Source organism: Epibacterium ulvae, from assembly GCF_900102795.1.
Classification (GTDB): domain Bacteria; phylum Pseudomonadota; class Alphaproteobacteria; order Rhodobacterales; family Rhodobacteraceae; genus Epibacterium; species Epibacterium ulvae.
Genome location: NZ_FMWG01000002.1, coordinates 491,273 through 510,598, shown reverse-complemented (window position 1 = coordinate 510,598; position 19,326 = coordinate 491,273). Strand labels below are relative to the sequence as shown.

General features: G+C 51.5%; 16 protein-coding genes, 1 tRNA gene and 1 pseudogene. 11 read left to right on the top strand and 7 right to left on the bottom strand.

Going from position 1 to position 19,326, the window contains the following annotated elements; all coding sequences use genetic code 11:
* Positions 1-936 (top strand): CARDB domain-containing protein (locus tag BLP79_RS04980; RefSeq protein WP_139163169.1); only part of this gene is annotated, 936 nt, incomplete at its 5' end.
* Positions 937-1,074: 138 nt separating this feature from the next.
* Here the strand turns inward: BLP79_RS04980 and BLP79_RS04975 are convergent.
* Entirely contained in the window at positions 1,075-1,713 is a 639-nt protein-coding gene (locus BLP79_RS04975) for a recombinase family protein (RefSeq protein WP_232716271.1), read from the bottom strand.
* A gap of 196 nt (positions 1,714-1,909) precedes the next feature.
* Here BLP79_RS04975 and BLP79_RS04970 point away from each other — a divergent pair, with 196 nt between their 5' ends.
* Positions 1,910-2,554 (top strand): hypothetical protein, encoded by a 645-nt coding sequence (locus BLP79_RS04970; protein WP_090216888.1) that lies wholly within the window; start codon positions 1,910-1,912, stop codon positions 2,552-2,554.
* A gap of 30 nt (positions 2,555-2,584) precedes the next feature.
* On the opposite strand, the gene BLP79_RS04965 is transcribed toward BLP79_RS04970, so the two are convergent.
* Positions 2,585-3,091: an antirestriction protein ArdA gene (locus BLP79_RS04965; RefSeq protein ID WP_090216886.1), complete on the bottom strand. Its 507-nt coding sequence runs from the start codon at positions 3,089-3,091 to the stop codon at positions 2,585-2,587.
* A gap of 1,064 nt (positions 3,092-4,155) precedes the next feature.
* Between BLP79_RS04965 and BLP79_RS04960 the strand changes: the two genes are divergently transcribed.
* From BLP79_RS04960 to BLP79_RS20230, 3 genes and pseudogenes are all read left to right on the top strand, one after another.
* Positions 4,156-5,085, top strand: coding sequence for a hypothetical protein (locus BLP79_RS04960; protein WP_090216884.1), 930 nt, complete (start codon positions 4,156-4,158; stop codon positions 5,083-5,085).
* Positions 5,086-5,346: 261 nt separating this feature from the next.
* Positions 5,347-6,192: a hypothetical protein gene (locus tag BLP79_RS04955; protein WP_100269064.1), complete on the top strand. Its 846-nt coding sequence runs from the start codon at positions 5,347-5,349 to the stop codon at positions 6,190-6,192.
* A 25-nt stretch (positions 6,193-6,217) separates the two neighbouring features.
* Positions 6,218-6,589: pseudogene (locus BLP79_RS20230) on the top strand (recombinase zinc beta ribbon domain-containing protein); the annotation flags it as partial.
* A gap of 490 nt (positions 6,590-7,079) precedes the next feature.
* Here BLP79_RS20230 and BLP79_RS04945 read toward each other — a convergent pair.
* The 3 genes from BLP79_RS04945 to BLP79_RS04935 all read right to left on the bottom strand — a co-directional run bounded on the left by BLP79_RS04945 (position 7,080) and on the right by BLP79_RS04935 (position 10,014).
* Positions 7,080-7,164 (bottom strand) — tRNA-Leu (locus BLP79_RS04945).
* Between the two features lie 93 nt (positions 7,165-7,257).
* Positions 7,258-8,271, bottom strand: coding sequence for a hypothetical protein (locus BLP79_RS04940; protein ID WP_090216881.1), 1,014 nt, complete (start codon positions 8,269-8,271; stop codon positions 7,258-7,260).
* Positions 8,272-8,349: 78 nt separating this feature from the next.
* On the bottom strand, positions 8,350-10,014 hold the full coding sequence (locus BLP79_RS04935) for an NAD(P)H-hydrate dehydratase (protein WP_090216879.1): 1,665 nt from the start codon (positions 10,012-10,014) through the stop codon (positions 8,350-8,352).
* 171 nt (positions 10,015-10,185) lie between these two features.
* Here BLP79_RS04935 and BLP79_RS04930 point away from each other — a divergent pair, with 171 nt between their 5' ends.
* Together BLP79_RS04930 and glnA are read left to right on the top strand one after the other, a co-directional pair.
* Positions 10,186-10,524: a P-II family nitrogen regulator gene (locus tag BLP79_RS04930; RefSeq protein ID WP_090216878.1), complete on the top strand. Its 339-nt coding sequence runs from the start codon at positions 10,186-10,188 to the stop codon at positions 10,522-10,524.
* A gap of 101 nt (positions 10,525-10,625) precedes the next feature.
* A complete protein-coding gene (glnA, locus tag BLP79_RS04925; RefSeq protein ID WP_090216876.1) occupies positions 10,626-12,032 on the top strand; it encodes a type I glutamate--ammonia ligase in 1,407 nt (468 codons plus the stop codon).
* Positions 12,033-12,171: 139 nt separating this feature from the next.
* Here the strand turns inward: glnA and BLP79_RS04920 are convergent, their stop codons facing one another.
* Positions 12,172-13,050, bottom strand: coding sequence for an isocitrate lyase/PEP mutase family protein (locus BLP79_RS04920; protein ID WP_090216874.1), 879 nt, complete (start codon positions 13,048-13,050; stop codon positions 12,172-12,174).
* 112 nt (positions 13,051-13,162) lie between these two features.
* Positions 13,163-13,834: an IclR family transcriptional regulator gene (locus tag BLP79_RS04915; protein ID WP_090216872.1), complete on the bottom strand. Its 672-nt coding sequence runs from the start codon at positions 13,832-13,834 to the stop codon at positions 13,163-13,165.
* An 86-nt stretch (positions 13,835-13,920) separates the two neighbouring features.
* On the opposite strand from BLP79_RS04915, the gene acnA reads away from it, so the two are divergent.
* The 4 genes from acnA (at position 13,921) to BLP79_RS04895 (ending at position 19,325) form a co-directional block, all read left to right on the top strand.
* Positions 13,921-16,515: an aconitate hydratase AcnA gene (gene acnA / locus BLP79_RS04910; protein WP_090216871.1), complete on the top strand. Its 2,595-nt coding sequence runs from the start codon at positions 13,921-13,923 to the stop codon at positions 16,513-16,515.
* Positions 16,515-17,669 carry a 2-methylaconitate cis-trans isomerase PrpF family protein gene (locus tag BLP79_RS04905; protein WP_090216869.1) on the top strand — a complete coding sequence of 385 codons (1,155 nt, stop codon included), beginning with the start codon at positions 16,515-16,517 and terminating at the stop codon, positions 17,667-17,669. Before acnA ends, BLP79_RS04905 begins: the two co-directional genes overlap by 1 nt.
* A 99-nt stretch (positions 17,670-17,768) precedes the next feature.
* Positions 17,769-18,752, top strand: a complete 984-nt coding sequence (locus BLP79_RS04900) for a Bug family tripartite tricarboxylate transporter substrate binding protein (protein WP_090216868.1) — start codon at positions 17,769-17,771, stop codon at positions 18,750-18,752.
* An 84-nt stretch (positions 18,753-18,836) separates the two neighbouring features.
* On the top strand, positions 18,837-19,325 hold the full coding sequence (locus BLP79_RS04895) for a tripartite tricarboxylate transporter TctB family protein (RefSeq protein ID WP_090216866.1): 489 nt from the start codon (positions 18,837-18,839) through the stop codon (positions 19,323-19,325).
* Position 19,326: the final 1 nt, after the last annotated feature.

The following is a 19,326-nucleotide window of genomic DNA, read 5'->3' as shown; positions in this document are numbered from 1 at the left end:
GGTGACATTCCCGCAATTGGACAAGGCCGCTTTGCGACCATTACCGCACTTGATGTCACCGCTGTGCTGCAAGAGAGTTACCCTGAACTGATGGGACGGAGTCTGAAATTCGAGGTTATTGTCGACAGCGACAATACCATCGTTGAGAGCAATGAAGATAACAACACGGCGTATCAATACTTCGACACTCCCGAAATTCGACCTGACTTATCAGTAAGAAACCTCGGAATCGTTGAGGGGGAGATTCTCGATGGCACAATGAACTTCGACCTAGAGTTTGACTACGCGTTAAACGGCGTATTCGAGCGACATGGAGACATCGGCTACAAAGTCGTCGTCTACTCGACCAGTACCCCAGGTGTGGAGTTTATTATCAGCGAAGGTCAAATTCCCTACACGCAATCTGTTGCAACGGGACACATCGTGATCGAAGATGCAGGACAAAGTATTTACACAGGTTCAGGTTTTGACTTTGGTGATGACTTTGAATTCCGAGTAGAAATTGACCACGATCAACTCGTTTCTGAAACTAATGAAAACAACAACACCGACACATTAGGTGAATTTCTTCCCGACATTGTCACTGATGCGTTTGTAACTGGTACAAGTATTTCTGATCTTCCTGATGAAGATTCGTTTATCTTTACAGCGACGTTAGGGGGGAACAACAATCTTAGCGCTACAATTGACTACAATGTGGTAGCTGTGGACCAGACTACCGGCGACATCTATTCGATTGCTTCTGGCACATCTGGCCTCGATATGGCAGGAGAAAGTGAAATCATCGAAATACAGAATCTGCGGGCGCTACTCGACGATGCAGGAGCGGCGAGTGATCTTCGGAACTATGTCATTACGGCGGCCTTGGATCCCGAAAATTTGCTCGTTGAATCCTTCGAATTCAACAATTCAGGGTCTGCATTAATCGAATTGTAGTGCAACTAAGCTTTTGGGCGCTCCTAAATGAGCGCCCACCTCAACAGTACTTTGATTTTGGCGAAAGCGGTATGCAGCCTGACACCCATTGACGCCGTGGCCAATTGCCGATTTTGATGCAATACTGCACATAGCCCCTCACCACGCCATCTCACAGCAACACATTTGTTCATTCACGGCGCGGTATATGGTTTGACGTGAGAGGTTGAGTTCTTCGGCGAGTTGATCGACTGAGGCTTCGCCTATATCGATACGGCGGCGAAGGAGTGCGGCAACATCTGGAGGTATAGCGCGAGGACGTCCAACATGGACGCCTCGCGCTTTGGCTGCTGCCATTCCTGCCTTGGTGCGTTCGGCAATTTGCTCCCGTTCAAATTCAGCGAACACTGCTAACTGACCGTAGAGCAACCGCCCCACGGCGGTGGTAGTGTCGATGCCTTGGGTGATGGCGATGAAATCCACTTTGTTCTCGCGCAGATCCTGCAAGAGTTGCAGCAGGTGGAGTGTGGAACGCCCCAGCCGATCCAATTTCCACACAATCAAGGTGTCACCCTCTGTCAGGTCGCGCAGCAGCGTATCCAGTGAACGCCGCGTGACGGTTGCGCCTGACACACCATAGTCTCCATAGATGACGTCGCAGCCTGCGGCTTCTAGCGCTTCGATCTGCAGGGCTTCGTTTTGATCCTGATCCGAGACACGGGCATAGCCAATGCGCCGCCCCGATTTTGGTTGCGTGGTTTCATCGTTCATGCGGGTATTGTGAGCGTTCACAGCCATGTGACAAGTCCTCCTGCGGGTGCGATTTCCGCTTTCCAAAAGGGTTCCCTTTTGAACGCAGGGTGGAAGTGGATTTCACGGACTCCGCCCCCATTGATTTTCTTGTGGAAAACTGGCTGGCGTGACGTGAAAGCGGTGATGTGGTAGCTGTACCAAAAGGGAACCCTTTTGAGACGCACCCCATACAGGTTATCTCATGCTTTGGCTTTCTCCCTCCAAGTCGAAAACCCTTTTTGTTGCCGCCACTTCCTTGTGTATCGCTGCATCGACGGCCTATGCGGCTTGTCCAACTAAAGACAGTCTCAGCCACGGTGTTTTTGTCACCTATGATGATGACAGCTACACCCGTTTCACCGCCAAAGAGGATGGCGTGATTTTCGAAGACACCAACTACATGGATGGCTCTGGTTTCCGCGTGGCATATGTTCTGCAACAAGGCCTGCTGAGCACCATGTCTTTTGAATTCGAAGATGCGCAGGTCAAACCTGTATCCGTTGAGCAGACATCATTTTCGGGTGGTCGCTTGGATATTGATCGGATGAAAGAAAAAGCCGAAACCCATCTGAAATTCGAGCGCACTGACCGCAAAGGAACGACGAATGGCTCGATGATCATCACAAAGGGTAAACGCATCACCGAGACAATCGGCGGTTGTCGCTACAAGGTTCATCCTGTGTCTTTGGCGGAAACCACGTCACAAGGAACGCGCACGACGCACCTGCTTTATATTCCTGAGCTTGGCGTCTCTGTGCTCAACACAATCATCCAGCGCAATGGCCAGTTCGCAGAATTTGCCGTCAAGAAAATGGACGATGATTTCCCATGGGAAGGCCGCGACTAACGCGGCTGTTCTTAAGATATCGGGCTGCACTCAAGCCGCCCGATAAATCAATGTCTCGCCTGCGATCTCGGTTTCTGTGTAATCGTAATGCAGATCTCGGGCGATGGCGTCTATGTCGATATAGCGCTCCAGATGTTCGGGGATGTCACCAAACAGGCCTTCATCAATCATCTGCTCGGCTAACTCTGCCATGCTCTCCACATGGTACAGATCCACGTCAAATTCTTCTGGGTGAACATTGACAGGATCAAAGTCACATCCAATCTCACCCACGGCGATGATAAAGATCTTTTTCTGGTAGTTCTCCCATCCATCACAGGCAGTGAAATAGCCCGCCATATTGGCCTGATTGATGCCCCACGCTTTGGCAAGGGCGGCATCAATGTCATCACCATCAATGAACTGAATCTCATATTCTTCAACGGGTTCAAAGTGGGCGTTCAAGTGACGCTTTGAAATAGTTTGAAACTCCTCAGCACTTTCAAAAAAGAAGCCGATAGCGTCCAAGTCGTAGGGTTGTGCGAATAGCTGCGGCATGTGTCTGTCTCCTCTCGTATATGACGGGTTGCGCATGCAACCGTCTGGCTTCCGCCGAGGAGCGGGGGGGCAAGGATCAAAGGCGACCGCAGGTCGGGACCAGAGCCACGCGCAGGTGCAGCGCAGCGAACCGAGCATGGCGAGGACCCACCCTTTGAGCCGCGCGGGGGCGGCAGCCCCAGTCAGTCATGGGGAATTGGGGAGAGGACAGGTCTCCCCAATTGAGGATCAAACGCGCAGTCGTTTGTGCATGGTTCGGTTGCAAGGTGGAGAGGTAAATCTCCAAGCCCTGCGAGTGGGTTCCAAGGGGATGCGATAGTCCCTTTGGCGGCATTCAATCGGCGGACGGTTGATCTGGGTTCTCAGGGGCAGGAACGCCCTTGATGTCGATGGGTGCAGGGAGAACGAAATCTCACCTGCGAGGGATCAAACAATGATATGTTTGCTGGCTGGTTCTGGGTTCAATACCCTGATCCAGCCACAGCTGAGGGGGATGCAACGGGCGCGCGCAGCGGACTCCCTTGCCAAGATTGTGTGGTACTACCACACACATCTTGCAGCATACCTTAATGCTGTAAGATGCCCGAAGGGTCGCAGCGCAAACGGGTAAGAATGACCCACATCTCGCATTGTTCCTTAAGCCCCATCTTCTGCAAGGATGAAGCTGCTGGTTGAGAGGTCAGCGTGGAACCCGGATCGGGCACGGCAAGACCCCAAAGTAGAGTTGATAGCCGCCATCGCTAATGCCGCACTCGTCAAATACGGGCTATGTGTCCTGACACTAGTCACACCACTTAAGGCGTACAACTCATTCTAGTTTCTGGGAGTAACTGTTCTGGCTCTTGCAAAGCATCTTGATTTTCATACCGAGCAGGCACATCCTCCACATAGTATACCTTTGCAAACAACAAACCAAAAGCGAAGGCGATGTGTGCAAAAAAACCAGCAGCACTATAATTAAAAGTATTATTCATATCAAAAAATTAAAGGTTAAAAAATAATGAATAACACAAAAACGGTGTGGGTGTCACTTTTTTTCAATTAATATTGTTGGTTCTTATTTCATGTATAAGAGCAGCGATGCCTTGACGGACAGCCTTGTATTCACATTGATTATTTTGGTTCTCGGTTTGGGAATTGAATTCTACTCCGCTCGGACATCCATTTTAGAAAAAGCAGGATCCAACTTCACTGTTGAAGTATTAGGAGATCCGAAGAAAGCAAACAACCAAATGGATGCTGACATTTTAGCTGCGCGAAATGTATGGAACGTCTATTGCGGAACATCGACTATGGACGAGTCTGAACTTTACAAAAAGTGGTTAACTCAAGAAACGTCAGAAAAGTGGATAGATATTGTAGGTGTTACCGAGTATTTTTCTGACCGCTTTCGAAATATTGGATTTTCCGAACAACAAGTAGCAACTCATAACATTTTCGTACTTAGAGAGTTCTCTCATGTCATAAACTTTATCATCCTTGAATTCCCACCAGACCTTCAAGGTATCCAAAGAAGAAATGTGGTTTATTTCGGGTGGATCGCAAACAAGGAAAGCCAGCAAGTTATTTTCAGGTCCTCCAACGCAGTCGTTGTGGAGTTATTTAAAAGGCAATTTGAAAATTTACAGCAAATCACATGGAATCGCACTGCTCAGATAGAAGATAAATACGAAGACGGAATCGAAATAAACCATTCATATCTATCGTCAAACAAAACAAACCTCGGACCGGCTAGCTTAGTTGACAAATCTGGGTTCTGGGAAACTATTTCATTCAAAATTTCAGAGGGCGGAGATCTGGAAATTATCAATTTTGCGATTGTGAAGATTAAATTTGATCATGACAATATTAAAGTAGATTCTCAAGTCTACTCTCCACAAGGGGACAGTATGAACAGTTTCACATCAAGAAGTCATGATGCTACATACAAACTTAACAATGTTTATTTCCTTTACAAACTTCGGGACACTGAAGAAACTGGTCTATGCCACTAAAAGTTTTAAAGGCATTCATCCGGAAGAGGAGTTGCAGTTGGTTCATTTATAGACACAAAATCCAAGCTTAGAACGTCAATAAAGGGTCTTAGTCGTGAGGGGCACACTCACTTTGGGGAGTATAATAAAGCTTTTGTACAAGAGCGCATCTCTAAATTGACTTCAGATTTGAATAAAATTGACCCCAAGGGAGAGTATAACGCCGGGCCTAAAATCGGTTTGCTGTCCTAAATTATTTACTTCCTATTGATCTTGGACTTGATGCTAGATTCTTTGAAAACCTATACTCTAAACCCGCGAGCATATTGTGATGCAATTTTAGAAAAAGCTCTGTCGCGCTACGCTGAGCGGATTGGCGTGGCGTTTCCGGCCTCTGTGACGATTTCTTCCATTGAGACCAAAGCCTTCTGGGCGGTTGGGTATCCAGTAAAGGACGGCCTCAAGCTTGAGGTCACGACTGGGGCGTTGGGCCGTATTCAAGCGGTGTGGGAGCAAGCGCTTAGACTTTCTGCAACTTTGCCACCAGAGCAGCAGATCGCGCTTCTTGGGCACCCTGATCACGCGGTTGAAACGTCTTTCTCTTGGCTCTTGCAGCATGAGCTGAACCATCATGCAATTGGGCATTTTTCTTATCTGGACGGTATGGGTCTAGCCGAGGGCAAAAGCCCGTATGGGCTTGGGGTCGTGCAGCGCACCGGTAAACAGAGGAAGCCGAAGCCACATGGGCTAAACGAGCGTGAGCTTGCAGATCTCCATATGTGCCTTGAACTGCAAACGGATCACGACGCGATTGAGATTGTCCTTGGGGCGTATTCGGCTGAGAACTGGCCGCTGTTTCGTTACTATGCCACCTGCATTCTGGTCGTGATGTTCATAATTGAGGCCGAGGAACGGCGGTTGGATGAACCACTGCGCCATCACCCCCTTGCCGCAACGCGCTTATTTCAGTTGATCGGGCATCTTGTTGAATTGCCAACGATCCCCGCCATCAAACGCGCATATGAAGAAAAGCTGGATCACCTGCCAGCAGAGTATTTGCCGACGGCGGATGAACTGGTGGCCTATAGATCAGAGGTCGTGGCCCCTGTGATGGCAACGCTTTTTTGATGCACAGCCCGCGTTCCCCAAGGAACTGCCAAACGGACAAATCCGCCAACAGAAGGTCAGCGATATGATCGCGCGCGTGATCTATGCCGGTTATATCGAACATGACCCGTGGGGCGTGACACGCCGCAAAGGCCACCACGAGCCGATCATCTCACTCGCAACCTTTGAGAAAATCCAAGAGCGCAAAAACGCGCGTCCCATCGCTGCGGCAAAACAAAACATTCACGCAGACTTTCCCTTGCGTGGAGCACTGAGCTGCGCGTGCTGCAATCAACCGATGACTGCCTGCTGGTCACGCAGTGGCACAGGAAAGCGCTATCCATATTACTGGTGCCAGACGCGCGATTGTTCGCAATATCGCAAAAGCATCCGTGCAGAAAAGATCGACGCAGGGTTTGAAGAGTTGCTTAAGGGGCTGACGCCGTCCCAGAATCTCTTGTCCATCGTGACGTCCATGCTCTCAGACGCATGGGATCAGCGCGCAGGGCAACGCGACAATGGTAAGGCACAGATCAAAAGAGACATTGCCCAACTCGATAAACAGCAAGATTCATTGCTGGAAAAGCTGGTTGATGCGACCAATGCAAAAGTCGTTACGGCCTATGAAAGTAAGATTGCCAAGCTGGAGGATGAGAAGCTCTTGCTGAGTGATAAACTCACCCAAAACAGCAAACCAAAATATTCTAAGGCAGAAATTTTCGAACTTTTGAAGACTTTCCTCTCAAGCCCTTGGAATATATGGGAGAAAGGCAACCTACTGCTGCGCAAAAACGTCCTCAGATTGGCTCTCAAAGAACCATTGGCCTATGACCGCGAAAACGGTTTTCGAACTCCGCAAGTGTCTGAAATATTTGAATTTTTCGAGATAATCACATCAAAATGTGAAATGGTGCGGGTGGGGAGACTCGAACTCCCACACCTTGCGGCGCCAGAACCTAAATCTGGTGCGTCTACCAATTCCGCCACACCCGCAACCTGAACGCTATATGCGCTCGTTGTGGGGTCTCTAGCAGAGCTTTTTGAAAGATGCGAGAGGAAAAATTCAATTATTTAAATTTCTTGCTCTCATGTCTTCCGTACAGGCAAGGTCTGATCCTGTTCAATCAATGCAGCGATTTCTGTGTCAAACACAGCGCGCTCGCATTTGATGATCTCACGATAGCGCGCCAGATCAGATGAGACCTCTTTAGAGGCGTTCAAAACCGCTTGGATCCGCTCACGCATCTGGTCAACCGAGAAGAATGACTCTGTTTCAATCAAAAGTGTTTCCGGCAGGGGCACGTCTTGTGTAAATCGCGCTGCCCCTTCGTGGCGCACGACAGGAATTGCACCACATAGGGCTGCTTCTCGCGGAACGCGATCTTTGCCCGGGTGGTTGCCGCAATCCAGGAAAATCTTGCTGTCGGAAAGCGTTTCAACAACTTGGTCGCGCGTCATATTCTGCAAAGGTACAATTTTGAAATCCCTGCCAAGCGCGTCCAACAAAGGTTCTGCGCCTCGGGCCTTGGCCGGAAGATACGCAATATCGATGCTGCGCGCCGCAATTGGTTTTGGATTTTTCACCTCATCCAGCTCGACAAAATCGGACAACATAGAAACGTTTTGTGCGCCGTTCTTGCGAACGAAATCTGCAGCATAGGCCGATTGGCACAGATTGTTACACGCTCGGATCAGACGTTGGTTGACGAGTTGGTTCAAAAGGTTGAGCGGGAAGTTATCAACGCTCAGCCACCAAATATGCACATTGGGACATCCATGATTGACCAGCGCACTGGCGAGATCTGGCCAGACTTCAGGGACGATGAAGTGTGTCTCTAACGGCGCGGCTTGCAGCTGTGGAACTTCGAACATGTCAAGCCTGCGGTCGGGGCGAGACTGGCGCAGCCCTTTACGCATACGAACCTTCGCTTGCGCCCCTGCTCCTTCTTGAGCAAATGCATCGAGGCCTGCCCCCAGCTCTTTGTCAGTGATATACATGACAGAGGCTTGTCCGCCCAATGCATTCAATCGCGCAGCCGCCTGATGCAGCGCCATGGGGCCGCCTGTAAATGCGCCCGGTGTCAAAAAGCAAAATGGCATGTGGTCCGCCCCAGTTCACGACATACCTCTCCTTAATGACAGGGCGCGCGCATCTGTCAAGCACAGCCCCCTCCCCCTCTACGAAAGATCTGCTAAAACCTTTGGAAGCTGTTCAGGCAGATCTTCGGCGATTAAGCCGGGGCCAAATTGGCGCGCACATTCCACATGCAACCATGCAGCGGCTTCGGCAGCGTGCATTGGTGCAAACCCGCGCGCTAAGAGGCCTGTGATAAAACCGGCCAGTACATCTCCCGCCCCGGCGGTCGCCAGCCAAGGCGCGGCGCGATTATAAGCGGCGGCATGTATCGAACACGCGCCGTCTGGCGCGGCAATAACGGTATCCGGTCCTTTAAACAGCACGATACAACCCGCACGTTTTGCGGCATCGCGCGTAGCGTCGACCTTGGAATAAGCAGAGCCTCTGGTGGTAGAGCTGTTCAGCTTTTCTGCCAAATCCGGAAACAAGCGTGCGAACTCGCCACCATGCGGTGTCAGGACACAGTTTTCATGCAGCATTGCAAAAAGTGCCTCGGGTTGATCCGCAAAAGCCGACAAAGCATCTGCATCGAGCACAACCGCGCGTTTGGGATCGCGCAGCGCGACCGGTAGTAAATCGCGCGCACGGTCCTGCCCCAGCCCTGGCCCCAAACACAGCGCATTGATCCGCGCGTCCTCTAGCGTCTTCGCCAGCCCTTCCGCCCTCTCGACACGGGTCAGCATCAATGAGGTGATCTGGCAGGCAACCTCTATTTGCGCACACGGCGGCACACCCAGTGTCACAAGCCCCGCACCAATCCGCAACGCCCCGCGCGCGGCGAGACGCCCTGCTCCGGTTTTACCTGCACCGCCTGTCAAAACCAGCGCATGGCCATGAGAAAACTTATGCTCATCATTATCCTTAGAAAGATACATGACCAAAGGCTCAGCCTGAGCACATACATGTCGCCCTAATTTGCGATCAATGTGTAACTCGATCAAAGCACTACGAGACAAAGTTCCGATCTCAGTTGAACGGCTCAGCCCGATATCTTTGATCATGACGCGATGACAAAACTCCGGCCCATCATTCAAAACGTGGCCGAGTTTCAGGCTATGAAACGTCACGGTTAAATGTGCGGTGGCTGCAGGGAACCAATGACCGCTGTCCTGATATGGAAAAACGCACCCGCTATCTGAACAAACTCCGCTCGGTATATCGATAGACACAATGGCTGGACGTCCAATGTCATGACCCGGCTCAACAGGGAAGCAATTTACCATCTCCTCCATATTCCAGAACAGTTCTCCAAGCTCAGGCAAAGCCCGCTTCAAACCTGTCCCAAAGAGCGCATCAACCAAAAGATCGCAGCCCCAGCCACCCTGATAATCATAGGCATCAAGCATCTGCACAGGCCCTAACTCCAACCAGCGATCATAGTTGACGCGCGCATCGGTTGGCAGGCTTTCTGCATCTCCATACAAAAACACTTTCACGCGCCAGCCCAGTTCCTGCAGACGCCGCGCGACGACAAACCCGTCGCCGCCATTGTTGCCGGGGCCGCACAATATCACCGCGTGTTTCACGCTTTGAGTGGACGTGTTGTCTGCAGAGAAAGGCTGCGCAAGCTCTGGCCATTCTTCAAAAATAGCCTCGACCACACCAGAACCAGCGCGTTCCATCAGTTCAAGCCCGGTCACAGTGCCGCTTTTTATAGCGGCCTGTTCTATCGCGCACATCTGTGCGGCTGTTAAAAGTTCAGGCATCCTTAAGAAATTCCATTCACAAGTTGCACATTTTTAAGTCACAAAGCGCACAAATTAAGCGCATTTGCATATTTTTAGAGCAAACATGAGCAAAGCCGCCTAAGATTACATTGTTTCCACCATTTAGAAGTGATTTCTAATCAGCGACAAGGTTGTGAGGAGCCAGACCCTATGAAAAAGATCGAAGCCATCATCAAGCCGTTTAAATTGGATGAGGTGAAAGAAGCCCTGCAAGACGTGGGTGTTCAAGGGCTATCGGTCATTGAGGTGAAGGGCTTTGGGCGGCAAAAAGGCCATACCGAGCTTTATCGGGGTGCTGAATATGTGGTGGATTTTCTTCCAAAGGTGAAAATTGAAGTGGTTTTGGACGACGATCAGGTCGATGCCGCAATTGACGCCATCGTGGAGGCTGCCAAGACCGACAAAATCGGAGACGGCAAAATCTTTGTGAGCCCCGTCGAACAGGCCATTCGCATCCGCACAAGCGAAAGCGGATCTGACGCCCTGTAAGCGTTACCAAACAGACACTGCAGCCTGAATGCTGGCCAGAGGTCGGGGTCAGGCTGAACATTTACTCAAGATCCAAAACATCTATTGGAAGGACTAAGGGAATGAGCGCAGAAGCAGTTCTGAAGCTGATTAAAGACGAAGAAGCGGCATATGTAGATATCCGTTTCACCGATGTGCGCGGCAAACTGCAGCACGTCACCGTTGATGTAGATCTGGTCGATGAAGACTTCTTGGAAGAGGGTTTCATGTTTGACGGCTCTTCCATCGCAGGTTGGAAATCCATCGAAAACTCAGACATGAAACTGATCCCTGATACGGATTCAGCTTATGTTGATCCGTTTTATGCGGAAAAAACCATCTGCATTCACTGCTCTATCGTAGAACCAGACACCGGTGAATCTTACGAGCGCGACCCACGCGGCACCGCGGAAAAAGCCGAAGCATATCTGAAAGCATCCGGCATCGGTGATGTGGCTTACATGGGCCCCGAGGCGGAATTCTTCCTGTTTGATGATGTTCGTTTCTCGAACTCCATCAACAAAGTGTCTTATGAAGTTGATGCAACTGACGCATCATGGAACACCGACACTGAATATGAAATGGGCAACATGGGCCACCGTCCCGGCGTTAAGGGCGGCTATTTCCCAGTAAACCCAATCGACGAGAGCCAGGATCTGCGCTCTGAGATGCTTTCAACCATGAAGCGTCTGGGCATGAAAGTGGACAAGCACCACCACGAGGTTGCTTCCTGTCAGCACGAGCTGGGCCTGATCTTTGACAGCCTGACCAAACAAGCGGATGAGCTGCAGAAATACAAATATGTGATCCACAATGTGGCACACGCATATGGCAAAACTGCAACCTTCATGCCAAAGCCGATCTATGGCGACAACGGCACCGGTATGCACGTGAACATGTCCATCTGGAAAGATGGCAAGCCATTGTTTGCAGGCGACAAATACGCAGATCTCTCTCAAGAAGCGCTGTATTTCATTGGTGGCATTCTGAAGCACGCGAAAACGCTGAACGCCTTCACCAACCCATCAACCAACTCTTACAAGCGTCTGATTCCAGGCTTTGAAGCGCCTGTTCTGCGTGCTTACTCTGCCCGCAACCGCTCTGGCTGTGTTCGTATCCCATGGACCGAATCTCCAAAAGCGAAGCGCGTTGAAGCACGTTTCCCAGATCCATCTGCAAACCCCTATCTGGCCTTCTCAGCGTTGCTGATGGCGGGTATGGACGGTATCAAGAACAAAATTGATCCCGGCGAAGCAATGGACAAAAACCTGTACGACCTGCCAGCAGAAGAGCTGGAAGGTATCCCAACCGTATGTGGTTCCTTGCGTGAAGCTCTGGAATGCCTGGCGGCAGACCATGACTTCCTGCTGCAGGGCGATGTTTTCACCAAAGACCAGATCGAGGGCTATATCGCGCTCAAGATGGAAGAAGTGGAACTGTTCGAGCACACGCCACACCCTGTTGAATTTGGCCTGTACTACAGCTGCTAATTCCGCAGATCAAAGATCCGGGAGGGGCGTCCATTTGGGCGCCCTTTTCTATTTTGATAAGAATGAATTGCCCAAGAAAAAACCGGACGCGAGAGCGCGCCCGGTGTAAAGGTTGCAAAAACCGCGATTAATCGCAGCTTTAGCTCTTGCCAGAGTATTTTGCTTCCATCTGGTCGTAATAAGCTTTGTTCACGGCGTTTTGGCGCACTTCAAACGAGGCCACAGGCCCGCTTTCGTCCATACGACCATCTGTTTTCAACAGAGATAGCGCGTCATGCATGCCTTTTAACGCCCCCTGCAGCGCGACATTGGCATAAAGAACAAGACCAAAGCCCATGTTATCGAGCACGTCAAAATCCATGATGGGGGTTTTACCCCCGACCACCAGATTAACAAGCTGCGGTGTACCTTGCAGGCGTTTTGGGATGTCTTCTATTTGCGTAAGGGTCTGTGGCGCTTCAACAAAGGTGATGTCGGCTCCATCTTCAATGAAAGCCGCGGCTCGATCGATTGCAGCATCAAAACCTTCAACAGCGCAGGCATCGGTGCGGGCGACCACCAAAAAGTTTGGATCCTGACGCGCGTCCACAGCCGCTTTGATCCGGCTGCGTGCTTCCTCCAGATCCACGATGTCTTTACCAGAAAAATGGCCACAGCGTTTTGGCGCAACCTGATCCTCGATCTGAATGGCGCTGGCGCCTGCCCGCTCTAGGGTGCGCACAGTGTGATGCACGTTCAGCGCATTGCCAAATCCTGTGTCTGCATCCACGACAATTGGCAGGTCAGTTACATTGCGAATGGTCGCGGTATGCTGTGCGATTTCTGGCAGGGAAATGAACCCAAGATCAGGCATGCCAAGCGCTGTATTGGTGACACCCGCGCCCGAGATATAGAGGGCCTCAAAACCGATTTGATCAATCACCTGAGCGGCCAGCGCATTAGCGGCCCCCGGCATCAAAACCGCTTTGCCACTGTTAAGACGCGCGCGAAACGCCTTGTTAATTTCATGGTTCATCATAGCAAATGCCCTCCAAATCAGGGTTTTGCTCTCTGCCTAATCAGCGACTGAGATTGATACAAGCAACGAATAAACAGGTTTCACTGAGTGAAATTTCTGAGCTCAAGACAGATCAAGCTCCAAGACCGCGCGCAAGGCTTTCCAACAATGGAATCGTGCGCATGCGTGCCTCTTCATCAAATCTGTTGACAAGACCAGACACAGTGAGCGCACCGATCAATTGTTTCTGGGCATCAAACACAGGGGTCGCAATTGAGGAAATATTGGGATTGGTTTGCCCGACTGAGACGGCGGTCCCATTTGCATTAAAGCGATCCAGATTGCCTACATCTTCACCTGAGAAATGGCGCAGAACCAAGCCCGACGCCCCTGTAGATAATTTTAACCGCATACCTTCTTCGACATGAAATCGCAACAGGTTTGGGGAATTTTCCCTGTATAAACAAACCCTTTCATTACCAACTTTAACGTAAAAAGACGCAGTTTCGCCTGTGGCATCAGCTAAAATTCGAAGCGAAGGCGCAACATGTTCACGTTTGGTGAAGTCCTGTCGAAACACCAATCCCAACCGCCAAACACTGGGGCCCACTGTGAATTTTCCAGCATCATCTCTTTGGATAAATCCATAGATCGCCATAGAATTGGTGAGCCGCAAAATCGTGGTTTTATGCAGCCCGGTTTCTTCGGCAAGATCCGCCAATGAAAGGCTGGGTGTTTTGGTCGAAAACGCGTTCAAAATCGACATCGCGCGCTCGACCGCTTCGGTCCGTTGACCTGAGATCATATTTCACCTGATGAAACGAATACGTTCACAACTTGCCTCATATCTAGGCGGCTGTCTACCATTCAACCAATTCAGGAGATCAAGACGTGCACTACCTCGACATTCCCAATTCGCCCCTTAAAGCCCTTGATTATCGTGCCCTATTGGGAGACCGCACGCGCACCCTGCCCTATTCGTTACGCGTTCTTGCCGAAAACGCGGCACGTCATTCCACAGAGGGTGAGGCGGCGTTGCAGGTCGCGGCACGCAAGGGGGATGCGGTGCCCTTTCGCCCAGCCCGTCTGTTGCTTCACGATATGCTCGGCATCCCTGCCCTGATCGATATTATGGCCATTCGCGACCACCTTGAGGCACATGGCGGAGATCCGAGCACGGTTGATATGAGCCTGCCAGTGGATCTGATTATTGATCACGCCATGTCGATCAATCACTGGGCAGATAAATTTGCACTTGAACAAAACATGCAACGCGAATTTGAAGTAAACCGGGAGCGTTTTGCCTTTCTGAAGGCCTGCGCAGACCGCTTTCCCCGCCTGCGTGTCATGCCTCCCGGTAGCGGCATCTGCCATCAGGTCAATCTGGAATATCTTGGCCATACGGTTCTGCCGTCCAACGAAAACCCGCATCTTTTGATCCCAGACTCCTCGCTAGGTACAGACAGCCATACACCGATGATCAATGCGCTTGGCGTTATGGGCTGGGGGATTGGCGGACTGGAAGCCGAAGCGCTACTGTTTGGTGAAACCTCTTCGGTGAATGTGCCCCGCGTTGTCGGGCTTGAAGTCACAGGCGCGCCCTCACACGATATTACAGCCACGGACATCGCGCTGGTTGTGGCCGAAAAACTGCGCGCTCTTGGCGTGGTTGATACATTTGTTGAAATGTTTGGGACTGGCTACAACACACTAAGCGTCGCAGATCGTGCAACCATCGCGAATATGGCCCCCGAATATGGATCAACCATGGTGTTCTGCCCGGTTGATGAGAACACGATCCACTATCTGAACCAAACTGGACGCGGAGAGCACAGCGCACGCACCCAAGCCTATTGTCAGGTTCAGGGCCTTTGGAATGATGGCGTTGACACTGCGATAGAGTATGACGAGGTCGTTCACATTGATCTAAGCCAGATTGGCCGCGCCGTGTCTGGCCCCTCTCGCCCAGAACAACGGATCGATCTGGCAGACGCCACGAAACAGCTTACCTCGGTTGAAGAGGCTGATCACAGAGTGGCTGTTGTGGACCAAAGCGGCAGCTTACCTGCCCATGACATTGGTAATGGCGATGTTATCATCGCTGCAATCACCAGCTGCACAAACACCGCAAATCCGCGCAATATGATAATGGCAGGGCTGATGGCCCGAAAAGCCGTCGCAAAAGGGTTGCAGGTAAAACCCCACGTAAAGACATCGCTTGCGCCGGGCTCTCGTGTTGTGGCGCGGTATCTTAAACAAAGCGGTCTGCAGGAAGATCTCAGCAAACTTGGATTTGAAATTGCGGCCTTTTCCTGTTCGACCTGCAACGGCATGTCTGGCCCCCTGCACCCGGCACATGAAGAAACCATTCGCGCCCATGACGTGAAAGGCATCGCGGTGCTGTCGGGGAACCGAAACTTTGCAGGACGTATCCACCCATTGGCCTCACGCAATATGATTGCATCCCCGCCATTGGTGATCGCTTATGCGCTGGCGGGTTCTGTGCTTACAGATATTTCCAGCGCGCCGCTTGGCCATGATCAAGACGGCGCACCGGTCTATCTGGATGACCTTTGGCCAGATGCAGACGAAGTGTCTGCATTGATCGAGGCACATGTGACGCCAGAAGAGTTTCGTGACAATTACAACAGTATAGATACAATCAATGCACAATGGACTGCGATGCAGGTGGGCGCGGGTCGATATGACTGGACGCCTTCTACCTATGTTTCTTTCCCACCCTTTGTGAAAGACATCCGGGCTGCCAACACACCAGTGACCACCCTACGTGGCCTACGGCCGTTGGTGATCTTGGGCGATAGTGTCACCACGGATCATATCTCGCCGTCTGGGATCATTACACCAGAGTCAGAAGCGGGGCAGTTTTTGCAACGCCATGGTGTTGCACACCGGGATTTTAATTCCTTTGGCACCCGCCGTGGCTGTTCAGATGTGGTCATCCGCTCCACATTTGCAAACTATCGTTTGCGCAATGAGATGGTTCCAGATCGCGAGGGATCCTGGACCAGCATTCAGCCTGAAGGGCGTGTCACCACGATCTTTAATGCCATCGAAACCTATCTTGGGCGTGAACAGCCGCTCGTGGTGATTGGCGGAAAAGAATATGGATGCGGCTCGTCCCGCGACACCGCAGCAAAGGCACCTTGGCTTGCCGGAATCCGCGCTGTCATTGCCGAAAGTTTCGAACGTATCCACCGGTCTAACCTGGTTAATATGGGGATCGCCCCATTGTGTTTCCCCGAAGGGGTCACACGCAAGACGCTTGAACTTGATGGCAGCGAATTGTTTGACATCCATTTGAATGAAGCGCTGACATCGGCAGAGCTGACAATCACGCGTGAAGATGGCAGAAAAACCACGACCCCCCTTGATCTGCGCTTGTACAATGACGCAGAGCGCGCGACTTTTTCAGAAGGCGGTCTGCTGCCGCGCGCGTTCCGCAAATTCCTTGCGGGGGCTGCGTAATGGTTCAATCTCTGCGTGCTGCGTTTTATCGGGGTGGGACGTCCAAAGCGGTGGTCTTCAACAGCAAGGATCTCCCAACCGATCAAGCGCTGCGTGATCGTATTTTTCTTCATGTTCTGGGCAGTCCAGATCCAAATGGACGCCAGCTGGATGGATTAGGTGGCGGGCTTTCCTCTCTCTCTAAAGTGGTGATTGTCGGCCCCTCAACGCATCCTGACGCAGATGTGGATTACACCTTTGTCCAGATCGCCGTCAGAGCGCCGGTTGCAGATTATGGTTCGACCTGTGGAAACATGTCCTCCTGTGTCGGACCTTTTGCCGTGCGTGAGGGGTTTGTGACCCCAACGGATGAGACCTGCCAAGTGCGCATTCACAACACCAATACAGGTCAGATCTATCAGGCCGAGTTCGCCGTCAAAGATGGCGCTGCACTTGAAGACGGCAATTTTGAAATTCCCGGTGTAAGCGGCAGCGGTGCCCCCATCCGTCTTGATTTTCTGAACCCGGGGGGTGCGGTCACCGGGGCGTTACTGCCAACCGGTCACGAGGTTGATAACATCATAACTGGCAGTGGTGAACGTTTCGAAGTCTCTTTAATTGATGCGGCCAATCCAGTTGTTTTTGTGCGGGCACGCGATATTGGCTGCACCGGACATGAAGCGCCAGAAACATTGGACAACAATGCAGAATTGATGCACCGTATGGATGAGATCCGCCGTGCAGGTGGCGTGGCTATGGGAATGGCAACATGTGCGGAAGAAATCCCACTGTCCAATCCCAAGGTTGCAATGGTTGCACACCCTCGCGAGTTTACCTCGCTTGATGGTCGCTGCAATTCAGCAGACAGTCATGACATCGCGGTGCGGCTGATTTCAATGGGGAACTTTCATAAAGCAATTACACTGTCAGGCGGTATGTGCGTGGCAGTCGCTTGTAAACTTGAGGGCAGTCTTCCGGCACAGATCGGTGGCGATGCCAAGACTATACGCGTGGGCAACCCTTCGGGTGTATTGCCCGTTGATGCTGAGGTCGAGGCAATTGGCCCAACCCAAAGTGCGCGATCGGCCACGACCTTTCGCACACAACGCTGCATCATGAGCGGTGCAGTTCACTACCCAGACGACCTACTGCGCAAAGAGATAGACACCCCCTGAACGCAGTAACTTTGGTGAACGAGAGCCTCAAAAAGGTTCCGAGACCTCATATGACCTAATCGATACAAGATTAGGTAATTCATGTAACGGGAGGAAAACATGAGTATTTTAAAATTTAGCCGTCGCGCTGCATTGGGTTTTGCTGTGGCCAGCCTCAGCTTAGGCGCACCGCTGGCCTCGGCTGATCCTGTGTTGGACAGTGTGCACTTTTTGATCCCCGGCGGCGCCGGTGGTGGATGGGATGGCACTGCGCGTGGTACCGGCGAGGCGCTGACTGGCGCTGGTTTGGTTGGAACAGCCTCATATGAAAACATGTCTGGTGGCGGAGGTGGCAAGGCCATTGGCTATCTGATTGAAAACGCGGCCAGCCAACATGGCACGCTGATGGTCAACTCAACTCCCATTGTCATTCGCTCGCTTACCGGTGTGTTCCCGCAGAATTTCCGTGACCTGACATTGGTTGCAGGCACAATTGGCGATTATGCCGCACTAGTAGTTGCCGCAGACAGTGATATTCAGAATGTAAACGGTCTGATTGATGCCTTCAAAGCAGATCCTCGCAGCGTTGCTATTGGCGGTGGCTCTGTGCCGGGTGGTATGGATCACCTTGTCGCCGCCATGGTCTTTCAATCCGCGGGTGCAGATCCTTTGGATCTGAAATACGTGCCATATGATGGTGGTGGCGCAACCATGGCAGGTTTGTTGTCCGGTGAGGTCAAAGCCGTCTCAACCGGGTTTTCTGAGGCGGTAGAACTCGCCAAAGCGGGCGAAGTGCGCATTATCGGCGTTACCGCAGATGCCCGTGTCGATGCCTTCCCGGATGCCCCAACCATGGTTGAACAAGGCAATGATACCACCTTTGTAAACTGGCGTGGTTTCTTCGCAGCCCCCGGCCTGCCAGAGGACAAACTTTCCTCATATCAGGACGCGCTGACAAAGATGTACGACACCCCTGAATGGGAAGCCGTACGCCAGCGCAATGGTTGGGTCAACATTCACAACAACGGCGATGAATTCCGGAGCTTCCTTGAAAATCAAGAACAGGTAATCGGTGATCTGATGCGCAAGCTTGGCTTCCTATAATCTGACCGACACTGTTTGATCTTCAAACATCAACCCGGCGCACCCACGCGCCGGGCTTTTCCGCAAGTGATGGAGGACAGCGATATGGCTCTAGACCGTTGGATCGCTCTGGCCCTTTTCTTTGTATGCGTGCTCTACGGCTATTCCGCATATTTCCTGATGGATGACCTGCTGCCTCCGATTATGCGGCGCAGCCCGATTTGGCCATCCAGTTTTCCCAAAGTGCTTGCCGTTGGTGGCGTGCTCATGTCTCTCAGCGTTTTATTTAACTTAGAACGCAGCTCAGAACAGCCACAGAGCGACATTAATCTGTCTCGCCTTTGGGAATATAACGTCGGCCAGGCCGTACTTTTACTAGGACTGATGGTCGTTTATGCGATCTTGCTGCGCCCCTTTGGGTTTCTTGGCAGCACCTTCCTTTTCCTCGTCGGAGGCAGTCTTATTCTGGGCGAGCGACGTTTTGGATTGATGGCGCTGGTCTCTGCCATCGCGGCCGGCACAGTCTGGTATCTGGTGGATGCCGTTTTGGGGATTTTCCTAAGCCCCTTTCCTTTTTTTCTGATGGGGAGCTGAT